This window comes from Streptomyces silvae, assembly GCF_016745505.1.
Taxonomy (GTDB): domain Bacteria; phylum Actinomycetota; class Actinomycetes; order Streptomycetales; family Streptomycetaceae; genus Streptomyces; species Streptomyces silvae.
The window spans coordinates 1-13,158 of the sequence record NZ_JAERUC010000059.1; the positions used below are offsets into that span (position 1 = coordinate 1).

General features: G+C 73.6%; 6 protein-coding genes. 3 read left to right on the top strand and 3 right to left on the bottom strand.

All coding sequences use genetic code 11. From position 1 onward, the window contains the following. Window positions 1-126: 126 nt before the first annotated feature. From JKV81_RS07800 to JKV81_RS07810, 3 genes are all read right to left on the bottom strand, one after another. Window positions 127-1,665: an alpha/beta hydrolase gene (locus tag JKV81_RS07800; protein ID WP_202075249.1), complete on the bottom strand. Its 1,539-nt coding sequence runs from the start codon at window positions 1,663-1,665 to the stop codon at window positions 127-129. Window positions 1,666-1,745: 80 nt separating this feature from the next. Next, complete coding sequence (locus JKV81_RS07805; protein ID WP_202075250.1) at window positions 1,746-3,344, bottom strand: alpha/beta hydrolase; 1,599 nt, start codon at window positions 3,342-3,344, stop codon at window positions 1,746-1,748. 76 nt (window positions 3,345-3,420) lie between these two features. After that, window positions 3,421-6,201, bottom strand: coding sequence for a lysylphosphatidylglycerol synthase domain-containing protein (locus tag JKV81_RS07810; RefSeq protein WP_202075251.1), 2,781 nt, complete (start codon window positions 6,199-6,201; stop codon window positions 3,421-3,423). Between the two features lie 216 nt (window positions 6,202-6,417). Here JKV81_RS07810 and JKV81_RS07815 point away from each other — a divergent pair, with 216 nt between their 5' ends. The 3 genes from JKV81_RS07815 to JKV81_RS07825 all read left to right on the top strand — a co-directional run. Beyond that, window positions 6,418-6,831, top strand: a complete 414-nt coding sequence (locus tag JKV81_RS07815) for an MGMT family protein (protein ID WP_236055703.1) — start codon at window positions 6,418-6,420, stop codon at window positions 6,829-6,831. A gap of 320 nt (window positions 6,832-7,151) precedes the next feature. After that, complete coding sequence (locus JKV81_RS07820; protein WP_202075253.1) at window positions 7,152-10,502, top strand: ATP-dependent helicase; 3,351 nt, start codon at window positions 7,152-7,154, stop codon at window positions 10,500-10,502. Window positions 10,503-10,562: 60 nt separating this feature from the next. Next, a partial coding sequence (locus JKV81_RS07825) for an ATP-dependent helicase (RefSeq protein ID WP_307820502.1) occupies window positions 10,563-13,158 on the top strand: 2,596 nt, incomplete at its 3' end.

Below are 13,158 nucleotides of genomic sequence, written 5' to 3' on the forward strand. Positions count from 1 at the left end.
CGTGCCAGGCGTCGCCGGGCAGGCGGGACTTTCAAAACACGCCCTAGACCTGCGACGTGATGGACGAAGGGGCCGGCTCCGCGGAGCCGGCCCCTTCGCGTGTCCGCGCGCGTCCCGTGACAGGTCTCAGGAGCAGGTGCGGCCGTCCACCGGGACCTTTCCCTCCAGGAAGTAGGCGTCCACGAGTGAGGTCACGCAGTCGTTCCCGCCGTACGCGCCATGGCCCTCGCCCTTGTTGGTCACCATGACGCCGACCCCCTCGCCCAGCTCGTCCGCCATCCGCCGCGCCCCCTCGTACGGGGTCGCCGGGTCGCCGGTCGTACCGATGACGAGGATCGGCGCGGAGCCCGGGGCGCTCGCCTCCGGGGTGTCGTGCTCGCCCTCGACCGGCCATCCCGCGCACCAGCCCGCCGTGTCCCAGGCCAGGAACGGGCCGAACACCGGTGACAGCTTCCTGAATTCGGGCAGCAGCGCGCGGGCCTCGGCCGCCGTCGGCCGTGCCTTGGCGTCGGCGCAGGAGATCGCCCGCTGGGAGTGGCTCTGGGTGTCGTAGTGACCCTTGTCGTCACGGCCGTTGTACGAGTCGGCGAGCGCGAGGAGACGGTCGCCCCTGCCGCTGTTCTCGGCCTCGTCGAGCGCGGCCGTGAGCGCTGGCCAGCTGCTCTGCGCGTACAGGGGAGCCACGATGCCGAGCACGGCCAGCGATTCGTTGAGCTCGCGCCCGGAGGACGTCGGCAGCGGGTCCCCGTCGATCCGCTCCAGCAGCCGGGCTATCCGCGTGGTGCCCGCCGCCGGGTCCTGGCCGCGGTCCTTCAGGTAGTTCTCCAGGGCCCGCTGGAACCCCTCCGCCTGGTTGCGGGCGTGGCCCACGGAATCCGCCGTCGGGTCCACGACGGCGTCCAGCACGACCCGTCCCACGTTCCGCGGGAAGAGGTGCGCGTACGTCCCGCCGAGCTCCGTGCCGTAGGAGATGCCGAAGTACGACAGCTTCTCGTCGCCCAGCGCGCGGCGTATCGCGTCCATGTCCCGGGCGGCGTTCGCCGTGCCGACGTGGGGGAGCAGGGGGCCGGAGAGGCGTGCGCAGCCGGCGCCGAAGTCCCGGCCGTCCGCGAGGAACGCGGCCTCCTCCGCCGGGGTGTCCGGGGTCATGTCGATCTCGCGGGAGGCCGTCTCCTGCTCCTCGTCGTCGCGGCAGCGGACCCCCGCACTGGCCGCGACCCCGCGCGGGTCGAACCCGACCAGGTCGTAGCGGGTGTTGAGCTCGCGGTACGAGGAGGCGGCGCGCGGCAGGATGTCCACTCCCGAGCCGCCGGGGCCTCCGAAGTTGAACAGCATCGAACCGAGGCGCTCGCTCTTGCGGGTGGCCGCCTTGCGGATCAGGGCGATGCCGATCGTCTCCCCGTCCGGCCGCGCGTGGTCCAGGGGGACGTCGAGCGTGGCGCACCGCCAGGCCGGACCCGGCGCGGTGCCGCCCTCCGGGGCGCCGCAGCGCTTCCAGTCCAGGGGCCGGGACGAGGCGGGTGCCGGGGACGACGTCGGTGAGGTCTCCTGCGAGGAGCCCTTCGACGACTGCGGCGGTTCGGGCCCGTCGTCGCATCCCGCGAGGACCGCCGACACCAGCAGCAGGGCCGCCGCGCCTGCCCGGGCCCGCCCGCGTACGCGCATGCGCGCTCCCTCCCCCGTAACCGGAGGCCGCCTTCCGGGGCGCTCCGGGTGTCACCGATGTCCGGCCGTTCAACGAGCGGTCACTCGCAGACCGTTCCCGACTTCGGGACCTTCCCTTCGAGCAGATAGCGGTCCACGGCCCGCTGCACACAGGTGCTGCCGCCGTTGTACGCCCCGTGGCCCTCACCCTTGTAGGTGAGCTCGATCCCGACCCCCTTGCCGAGTTCGGCGGCCATCGCCTTCGCGCCGGCGTACGGGGTGGCCGGGTCCCCGGTGTTGCCGATGACCAGGATCGGGGCCGAACCGGGGGCGCTGACGTCCGGGTTCTCCCAGGCGCCCGCGACGGGCCAGCCGGTGCAGGACATCAGACCCCAGCCGAGGTAGTCGCCGAACACGGGGGAGGCCTTGCGGAACTCGGGGAGCGCCTTCCTGGTCTGCTCCAGGGTGAACCGCTGCTTGGAGTCGGCGCAGTTGATGGCGGTGTTGGCGGCGTTCGAGTTGTCGTAGTGCCCGTCCTCGGAACGGCCGTTCAGCGAGTCGGCGAGGGCGAGGAGCAGACCGCCGTTGTTGCCGTCCGCCTCGTCGAGGCCCTGTTCGAGCAGGGGCCAGGTCTCCTTGGAGTAGAGCGCCGACGCGATGCCCGTGGTGGCCTGGGTCTCGGTCAGCTTCCGTTCGCCGAGCCCCGGGACGGGCTTCTTCGCCAGCTTGGCCAGGAGAGCGACGATCCAGTCCTGGACCTCCTTCGAGGTGGCCCCGGGGAGCTTGCAGTCGTCGCGCTCGGCGCAGTCGGCGGTGAAGTTGTCCAGGGCGAGCTGGAACCCCTCGGCCTGGCCGAGCGAGGACTGCAGGGCGTCCTCGGTCGGGTCGACGACCGCGTCCAGGACGGCCCGTCCGACCTTCTTCGGGTACAGGTGCGCGTAGACACCGCCCAGTTCGGTGCCGTACGAGATCCCGAAGTAATAGAGCTTGTCGTCACCGAGCACCTGGCGGAGCAGATCCATGTCCCGGGCCGCGTTCGTCGTGCCGACGTAGGGCAGCTCGTCCCCGGAGTTCTCCTCGCAGTCCGCGATGTAGGACTTCTGGTCGGCGGCGAACGCCTTCTCCTCCTCGGCGTCGTCCGGGGTGCCGTCCTGCTCGTAACGCTTGTCCAGCGTGCTGTCGTCCGAGCACTCGACGCCCTCGCTGCGGCCGACCCCGCGCGGGTCGAAGCTCACCAGGTCGTAGCGGGTGCGGAGCGCGTCGTACGCGGTGCCGAAGGAGGGCAGGGTGGCGACACCGGAGCCGCCGGGGCCGCCGAAGTTGAAGATCAGCGAACCGATCCGCTTGTCCTTGTTCCGGGCGGCGGCACGGATGAGGGCCAGCTCGATGGTCCGGCCGTCCGGATCCGCGTAGTCGAGGGGTACGTCCATGAAGGAGCACTCCCAGGCCGTCCCGCCGGGCAGCGGCGAGGGGGACGTGCCGCTGCCCTGGGACTGGCTGGGCGGCGGACACGCCTTCCAGTCGAGCTTCTGGGAGGTGAGTTCCTTCGACGTTGCCGTGGGGGACGCCGTCGATGCGGCCGTCGGAGTCGACCTCTCCGTACCTCCGTCGTCACCGTCGTCCGAACAGGCGGCCAGCGGAAGCAGCACGGTGGCGGTGGCGGCGAGGGCGGCGGCGCGCAGAGCGGGGGAGGTCCTCATGGATCCATCGTGCGGCGGAGCGCGAGGGATCGCGCGGGGCGCGGTCCATGCGAGTGGCGCGCCCCGTGCGCGTGTTCTAGAGCTCGCCCTTGCGGGTCAGCTGGTTGAAGCAGATCCAGCCGGGGAGCACCGGCAGCCACAGCGTCATCACGCGGTACAGCAGCACGGCCGGCGCGGCGACCTCCTTCGGCAGCCCCACCGCGATCAGACCCAGGGTCAGCGCGCCCTCGACCGCGCCCATGCCGCCCGGGGTGGGCGCGGCGGACCCCAGCGCGTTGCCCGCGAGGAAGACCACCGCGATGCTGGCGTAGCTGAGCTGAGGGACGTCGGGACCGCTGAACGCCCGGATCGACGCGTCCAGGCAGAGCACGAAGAGCCCGGTCAGCAACAGCATGCCGCCGATGCCGGTGACCAGCTTCTGCGGGCGCTGCACCACGTCGAGCATGCGGGGCACGACGCCGGCGAACAGCGACCTGACGCGGGTGACGATGAACTTCCGCAGGAACGGGATCGCCGTCACCACCAGCACGAGCACGGCGACCGTGAGCAGGCCCGCGATGACCGTCCTCGACGGGGTGAGCGAGTCCGGGGTCTTCTCCGTGCCCGTCAGATACCCGAACAGGGCGAGCAGCAGGATGTGACAGCCCAGACCGAACAGCTGGGAGGCGCCCACGCTCGCGACGGCGAGCCCCGGGCGCACCCCGGCGCGTTGCAGGAAGCGCGTGTTCAGCGCCACACCGCCGACCGCCGCCGGTGCCACGATCTTCACGAACGACCCGGCCACCTGCGCCAGCACGGTCTTCCCGAACGGCACCCGCTCGGGCACGAAGCCGAGCAGGCTCATGGCCGCGGCGACGTAGCTGAGGGCCGAGAAGCCGAGGGCCGCGGCCACCCAGCCCCACTCCGCCTGCTCCACGACCGTGCCGAAGTCGGCCTCGGTGACCTGCGAGATCAGGAAGTACGCGGCGATGGAACCCGCGATGAAGCTGAAGAGGGTGCGCGGCTTGATGCGTTCCAGCCGGACCGGCTCGACCGGCGCCTGCGGCCTGATCAGCAGCACCTGACGGCGGATCTGGGCCAGCATGTCCTCCTCGCGGGCCTCTTCCAGGGCATCGTCCATGGCCCGCTTCTCGGCCTGTTTCTCCGTGCGCAGCGACTTGCGGACGGCCTTGCGGTCACCGGCCGCCGAGCCCTGTTCCTCGGCCTTGCTCTGCTTCGCCGCCTGCGAGGCCTCCAGCACCGCCTCGCGCTCGCGCTGCGAACGCTCCCGCGCGAGCCTGCGCAGCGTCGCCCGCGTGGAGCGGCTCAGCGCGATCGGCTGGAGCAGCGGCAGACAGTCGGCGACGGCGTCCGGCCCGAGGACGGCGAGCGCCCCCTCGACGGCCCGTTCCGCGCCCACCCGCAGACCGGTGGTGGTGAGCAGCTGGGCGACGTCCATGCGCAGCACGAGGTCGCCGGCGGCGATCTCGCCGCCCCGCAGGTCGGTGACGAACACCTTGCCGGAGTCGTCCACGAGGATGGCGTCCCCGGTGAGCCTGCGGTGCGCGATCCGCCGCGACTGGAGCGCCTGCACCTGCCGCCAGGCGCCCCGCACCAGGTCGTCGGTGATCTCCTCGTCCTCCATGGCGTCCAGCGAGCGCCCGCCGATGTGCTCGTAGACGAGCATCACGGCGTCGGGTCCGAGCTCGGACGTGGCGATCAGCTTGGGCGCGTTGGCACCGGCCGCGATCGCCGCGTACGCGAGGAGCGCCTCCTGTTCCAGGGCCTGGCGCAGGGACAGGATGGAGCGGCGCTGGGTGATGCTGCGCAGCGTGAGTCTGCGCCACACCCGGTAGAAGAACCCCTGGGCCTGCTGTTCACGGTCGACGACCGTGACGTCCAGCGGTGGTCCGTCCTCCAGGGTCACCAGATAGCGGCGGCCCCGGTCGCTCTGGTCGATGTTGTCCGGGGCGTCCTCGGTGCGCATCGCGGCGACCGGACGGAAGCCGACGTGACGCAGACCGGCCATCAGGTGCTGGCCGGTCGGGCGGACGTTCGGCGAGCCGACGGCGTACAGCGTGCCGTACGCGACGGTCCAGCCGATGAGCACGGTGAGGACGATCGAGAAGGGTGTGGTGTAGCCGCCGACCAGCATCGCGAAGGCGTCCAGGAGCAGCACCACCCACAGGACGACCCGCCAGCGCGGTCTGCGCGCCATCCCGACCGCCGTCATGTAGGCGATGACGGGGGCCAGATAGCCGTGCACGGGGTCGGTGAGCGCGTCCCCGGGCTGGGGCTGTGTCAGGGCGTCCCGGATCGTCCCGGACGCCGACCTGGCGACCCAGAGATCGGTGGCCAGGGTCACCCCGTGCGCCAGTACGGCGGCGAGCACCCCGTCCGCGATCCGCAGCCCGTCCCGTTTGACCAGACGCTCGATCGCGAAGGCGACCGGGACGAGGAGTACGGCGATGCTGGACACCAGGCCCGCGAGCTTGATCAGCAGGTCGGGGGCCTGGTCGGTGCCCTTGGAGATGTCGTCCTCGAGGCCCGTGGTGGTCCCCTGGGCGAACGCCGCGACGGAGAACAGCAGGGCGATCGCGAGGACGCCGATGAGGAGCCGCAGCAGATCGGAGGGCCGGTGGACCCGGGCGGGCAGCAGCGGCTCGTCGCCCGAGACCCGGTCGGTCAGGGCGGTGTCGGCCGACGCGAGGGTCGAGCCCGCGAGGTGCTCACCGGACTGCCCGGCGGTGATCCCCGACGGCCCGGAGTCCTGGGGCTCCTTCTTCCCGCCGGTGCCGGATCCCGGGGCACCAGGGGCGTCGGGCGCGTCCGGGTGCGACTCCGCGTCAGAGGCGCCCGCCGCCTTCGGTGGCTGCACGCCCTGCTCCTTAACCTCTGACGAATCTTCGTGTTCTCGTATCACCGGTCACCGCCCGCATGATGGTGGCACGGCCTGCAGACAGAGGGGGGCATCAGGGTGCATTGCGCGGGCGCGATGCGCAACATACGCGGCTTCGCCCCCGCGTGCACGGTGTGTGACCAGGACGACACCGGGCCGGCCCGGTTGTCGGTGGCGTACGGCAGGATGGGATGGATGAGCGAAGACCGGACGAGAGGCAGCGACCGGCCGGGAGACCCGCCCCCCGGCGCCGTGACCGCCGAGCTGCCCGTCTACGCCGAGCGGGTCCTGGACGTGGCGGACCTGATCCCGCCCGGCCGTGTCATGACGTACGGCGATGTGGCGGAATGGCTCGGCGACGGCGGGCCGAGGCAGGTCGGCCGGGTGATGGCCCTGTACGGCTCCGCGGCCCCCTGGTGGCGTGTCGTGCGCGCCGACGGGACGCTGCTGCCGGGCCACGAGCTGCGGGCCCTCGGCCACTACCGCGAGGAGGGCACGCCGCTGAGAGAGGCCCCGCGCGACGCCGACGGGCACGTTCCGCGCCTCGACATGAAACGCGCACGCTGGGACGGCGTGACCGGTGGTCCGGGCGACGAAGCTCACACCTGACAGCTTCCGCCACCGGGCGCCGCCGGGCCGGTGGACGGGATCCGCCGACGGGCCGGGCTCACCCCGCGACGGGTGTGACGAGGGACGCGGCCCACGGCACGGTGTCCGCCCCGCCGCTGGCGTAGCGTCGTCCACACGCGGCACGCTCCGCTCCCTCATCCGACTCCCTCATCCGTCTCCTCCATGACCGGGCCGTCCTCACAGCCCCGCAGCCCCGGCCCTCAGCACCGCCCGGCACCAGCAGCCGTCACACCCGGGCCCGTCACCCCATGGCGGGCCACCGCGCAGACCGAGTACACCCACCAGGACCGGCGATCCACGTGAGCTCCTCCTTCACCACCCGGAACGGCCCGCACCGCCAGGCACGGCGGCGGGCCCCGGGCGCGTACCGGCTGGTGCGCACCCCTCCGGGCTCCGTGGAGCCCCCTCTCCTGGACGCGCCGCAGCGCGCCGTGGTTGACCACCGGGACGGCCCGCTGCTGGTCCTCGCCGGTCCCGGCACCGGCAAGACCACGACGCTCGTCGAGGCGGTCGCCCGGCGGGTGGCCGACGGGACCGACCCCGCCCGCATCCTCGTCCTCACCTTCAGCCGCAAGGCGGCGGTCGAACTGCGCGACAGGATGGCGGCCCGGCTCGGCGGCGTCCGGGGGCCGCAGGCCACCACCTTCCACTCGTACTGCTACGCCCTGGTCCGCGCGCACCAGGACGCCGACCTCTTCGCCGACCCGCTGCGGCTGCTCTCCGGACCCGAGCAGGACGTCACCGTCCGTGAGCTCCTGGCCGGCCAGCTCGGCCTCGACCGGGCGGGGCTGGCGCATGTCCGCTGGCCGGACGAGCTGCGGGCCTGCCTGACCACCCGGGGCTTCGCCGACGAGGTCCGCGCGGTGCTGGCCCGCAGCCGCGAGCTGGGCCTCGGCCCCGACGCGCTGGCCGCCTTCGCCCGCCGCACCGGACGCCCGGACTGGAGCGCCGCCGCACAGTTCCTCGCCGAGTACCTGGACGTCCTCGACGCCCAGGGCGTCCTCGACTACGCGGAACTGGTCCACCGGGCGGTCCTGCTCGCCGAACGGCCCGAGGTGGCGGCGGTGCTGGCCCGGAGCTACGACGTGGTGCTCGTCGACGAGTACCAGGACACCGACCCCGCCCAGGTCCGGCTGCTGCACGCGCTGGCCGGCAACGTGGGCGGCGCCGCGCCTGGCACCGGGGGCGGCCGCACGCTGATCGCCTTCGGCGACCCCGACCAGTCGATCTACGCCTTCCGGGGCGCCGACGTGAACGGCATCCTCGACTTCCCGGACACCTTCCGCCGCGCGGACGGCGGGCCCGCCCCCGTCGGGGTCCTCACCACCTCGCGCCGCTCGGGCGCGGTGCTGCTCGACGCCACCCGGAAGCTCACCCGCCGGATGCCGCTCACCCGCCTGCCCTCGGACAAGGTCCGGGCCCACCGCGAGCTGGCCGCCGTGCGCGGCGGCGGCCGGGTCGAGGCGTACACCTATCCGACGCCCTCCACCGAGCTGGAGAACATCGCCGACCTGCTCCGGCGCGCGCACCTGGAGGAGGGCGTGCCCTGGCGCGACATGGCGGTCCTCGTACGCGCCGGCGGCCGTTCCATCCCGGCCGTGCGCCGGGCGCTCACCTCCGCCGGGGTCCCCCTGGAGGTGGACGGCGACGACCTTCCGCTGCGTCATGAACCGGCGGTCGCCCCGCTGCTGACCGCCCTGCGCACCGTCGCCACGGCGGCACTGCGCCCCGCCGCGCCCGAGGACGCGGAGGGGGAGAGCGGACCGGTGGCACCCGGCCCGCTCGACACCGAGACCGCCCTCGCCCTCCTCGCCTCACCGCTCGGCTCCATGGACGCCGCCGATCTGCGCCGCCTCGGCCGGGCCCTGCGCGACGAGGAGCGGGCCGCCGGGAACCGCGTACCGCCGCCGTCCGGGGAGCTGCTGGCCCGGGCGCTGGCCGAGCCCGAGCGGCTGGCCACGCACGACCCGGCGTACGCCCGCGGCGCACAGCGGCTCGGCGCGCTCCTGCGCAAGGCCACCGCGATCCTGGAGTCCGGCGGCACCGCCGAAGAGGCCCTGTGGACCCTGTGGAACGGCACCCCCTGGCCCGGCCGTCTCGAACGGGCGGCGCTGCGCGGCGGCGCGGGCGGCCGGAACGCCGACCGGGACCTCGACGCCGTGTGCGCCCTCTTCGACACGGCGACACGCGCCGAGGAGCGCACCGGGGGACGCGGCGCGCTCAACTTCCTGGAGGAGGTCGACGCCCAGGACATCGCCGCCGACACCCTGTCCCGGCGCGCCGTACGGCCCGACGCCGTACGCCTGATGACCGCGCACCGCTCCAAGGGGCTGGAGTGGCGCCTGGTGGTCGTCGCCGGGGTGCAGGAGGGGCTCTGGCCCGACCTGCGCCGCCGGGGGTCGCTCCTGGAGGCGGACCGGATCGGGCGCGACGGCCTGGCCGAACCGCTCACCCCGGGAGCGCTCCTGGCCGAGGAGCGCCGCCTGTTCTACGTGGCCGCGACCCGGGCCCGCGACCGTCTGGTCGTCACCGCCGTCAAGGCCCCCGCCGACGACGGCGACCAGCCCTCCCGCTTCCTCGCCGAGCTCGGCACCGAACCCCGGGACGTCACCGGACGCCCCCGGCGCCCGCTCGCGGTGGCCTCGCTCGTCGCCGAACTCCGGGCGACGACCGTCGACCCGGCCGCCTCGGAGGCCCTGCGCGACGCCGCCGCACAACGGCTCGCCCGGCTCGCCGCGCTCAGCGACGACGAGGGCCAGCCTCTGGTGCCCGCGGCCCACCCGCACCGCTGGTGGGGGCTGGACGAGCCGACCCGCTCCGAGGTGCCGCTGCGCGACCGGGACCACCCCGTCGCGCTCTCCGGGAGCGCCCTCGACCAGCTCGCCAACACCTGCGCCCTCCAGTGGTTCCTGGGCCGCGAGGTCAAGGCCGACGCCCCGGCGACCGCGTCCCAGGGCTTCGGCAACGTGGTCCACGTACTGGCCGACGAGGTGGCCTCCGGACGTACCGCCGCCGACCTGGACGTCCTGATGGAACGCCTGGACTCCGTGTGGGACGGTCTGGTCTTCGACGCCCCCTGGAAGTCGCGGCAGGAGAAGGACCAGGCGCGCGCCGCCCTGGAGCGCTTCCTGCGCTGGCACGTCATGGACCGCGCGGGCCGCACCCCCACCGCCAGCGAGCACGACTTCGACGTCACCCTCGAGGCGGGCGAGTACGCCGTGCGCATCCGGGGCTCCATGGACCGGGTCGAACAGGACACCGAGGGCCGGGCGTACGTCGTCGACTTCAAGACGGGCAAGGGCGCGCCCACCAAGGACGAGGTGGCGTCCCACCCCCAGCTCGCCGTGTACCAGCTGGCGGTCAGGGAAGGCGCCGTCGACGAGGTCTTCGACGGCCGCCGCCCCGAGGCCGGCGGGGCCGAGCTCGTCCAGCTGCGGCAGCCCGCCCCGAAGAAGGAGGGCGGCGACGCCCTGCCCAAGGTGCAGGCGCAGGAACCCCTCTCCGGGGAATGGGTCTCCGGCCTGCTGGCCACGGCGGCAGGACGCGTTCTGGACGAACGGTTCACCCCCACGACCGGCCAGCACTGCACCCACTGCGCCTTCAAGGCGTCCTGCAGCGCACAGCCCGAGGGCCGGCAGATCATCGAATGATCTTCCCGGTGGATTCCGCGCGGGGCCGCGTTGTCGGTGGGGCCGGTTAGCCTTCCTGGAGTGTCCTCCCGTATCACCGATCCCGAGCAGCTCAAGGAGCTCCTCGGGATCCCCTTCACCCCGGAGCAGACGGCCTGCATCACCGCGCCGCCCGCCCCGCAGGTGATCGTGGCCGGAGCCGGCTCGGGGAAGACCACGGTGATGGCCGCCCGGGTCGTCTGGCTGGTCGGGACCGGGCAGGTCGCCCCGGAGCAGGTCCTCGGCCTGACGTTCACCAACAAGGCCGCCGGTGAGCTCGCCGAGCGGGTCCGCAGGGCCCTCGTCGCCGCCGGGGTCACCGACCCGGACGTCATCGACCCGGACAACCCCCCGGGCGAACCCAGCATTTCGACATACCACGCCTTCGCCGGCCGGCTCCTCACCGACCACGGCCTGCGGATCGGCCTCGAACCCACCACCCGGCTCCTCGCCGACGCCACCCGCTACCAGCTCGCCGCCCGGGTGCTGCGGGAGGCCCCCGGCCCCTACCCGGCGCTGACCCGGTCCTTCTCCACCCTCGTCAGCGACCTGCTGGCCCTGGACGCGGAGCTCGCCGAACACCTCGTACGCCCCGAGCAGCTCGCGGAGTACGACACCGCGCTCCTCCACGACCTGGAGACGGCCAGGCTCACCAACGCCGAGCTGCGCAAACTCCCCGAAGCGGCGGAGGCCCGCGGTGAACTCCTCGAACTGACCCGCCGCTACCGCGCGGCCAAGCGCGGCCGGGACCTCCTCGACTTCGGCGACCAGATCGCCCTCTCCGCCGAGCTGGCCCTCACCCGGCCCGAGGTCGGCGGCATCCTCCGTGACGAGTTCCGGGTCGTCCTGCTCGACGAGTACCAGGACACCTCCGTGGCGCAGCGGCTGCTGCTGTCCGCCCTGTTCGGCAGCGGGCCCTCGGGCCGTACGGGGCACGCCGTCACCGCCGTCGGCGACCCCTGCCAGGCGATCTACGGCTGGCGTGGCGCCTCCGTGGCCAACCTCGACGACTTCCCGGAGCACTTCCCGCACGCCGACGGGACCCCGGCCACCCGCTACTCCCTCAGCGAGAACCGCCGCAGCGGCGGCCGTCTCCTCCATCTCGCCAACGGTCTTGCCGCACCCCTGCGCGCCATGCACGAGGGCGTCGAGGCGCTGCGGCCCGCGCCCGGGGCCGAGAGGGAAGGCACGGTCCGGTGCGCCCTCCTGCGTACCCACGCCGAGGAGATCGACTGGCTCGGCGACTCGCTCGCCCACCTCGTACGGACCGGGACCCCGCCCGGGGAGATCGCCGTCCTGTGCCGGACCGCCGGGGACTTCCCCCGCATCCAGGCCGCCCTCGTCGACCGGGACATCCCGGTCGAGGTCGTCGGCCTGTCCGGGCTGCTGCACCTCCCCGAGGTCGCCGACCTCGTCGCCGTCTGCGAGGTCCTCCAGGACCCCGGGGCCAACGCCTCCCTGGTCCGGCTGCTCACCGGACCGCGCTGGCGCATCGGGCCGCGCGACCTCGCGCTCCTGGGGCGCCGCGCCCGTCTCCTCGTCCACCGCTCCACCGCGGGGGACGACGCCGACCCGGACCAGCGCCTTGCCGAGGCCGTCGAGGGCATCGACCCCGCCGAGGTGATCTCGCTCGCCGACGCCCTCGACACCTTCCTGGAGTCCGGCGGCGCCGAGGACGACCAGCTGCCCTTCTCCGCCGAGGCACGCGTGCGCTTCGCCCGTCTCGCCACCGAGCTCCGCGACCTCCGCCGCTCGCTGGCCGACCCCCTCATGGACGTACTGCACCGCGTCCTGGCGACGACCGGCCTCGAAGTGGAGCTCTCGGCCTCGCCGCACGCCCTGGCCGCACGCCGGCGTGAGACCCTCGCCAATTTCCTGGACGTCGCGGCCGGCTTCGCCGCTGTGGACGGGGAGGCGAGCCTCCTGGCCTTCCTCGGATTCCTGCGCACCGCCGCGCAGTACGAGAAGGGCCTGGACAACGCCCTGCCCGGCGGCGAGAACACCGTGAAGGTCCTCACCGCCCACAAGTCCAAGGGCCTGGAATGGGACGTCGTCGCGGTCCCCGGCCTCGTCGGCGGCCAGTTCCCCAGCACCCAGTCCCGGGACGCGTGGACCTCGCAGTCCCATGTCCTCCCGCACGCCCTGCGCGGCGACGCGGCGACGCTCCCCGCCCTCCACTCCTTCGACGCCAAGGGCCTCAAGGCGTTCAAGGAGGAGCTGAAGGCCCATCAGCACACCGAGGAGCTCCGGCTCGGCTACGTCACCTTCACCCGCCCCCGCAGCCTGCTGCTGGGCTCCGGCCACTGGTGGGGCCCGTCCCAGAAGAAGCCCCGCGGCCCGTCCGCCTTCCTGGAAGCGCTGTACGAGCACTGCGCGGCAGGGCACGGCGAGATCGAGGTCTGGGCGGACCAGCCCGAGGAGGACGAGGAGAACCCGGCGCTCCAGGAGAAGGACGCCGACCAGGCCTGGCCGCTGCCGCTCGACGACACGGCCATGGCCCGCCGCCGCGCAGCCCGGGACACGGTGCTGGCGCACCTGGAGGCCCTGGCGGCCACGCCCGTACCGGACGCGTACGAGGAGCCGCTGTACGGGTCCGACGAGCCTCCGTACGAGGACGGCCCCGAGGAGCCTCCGTACG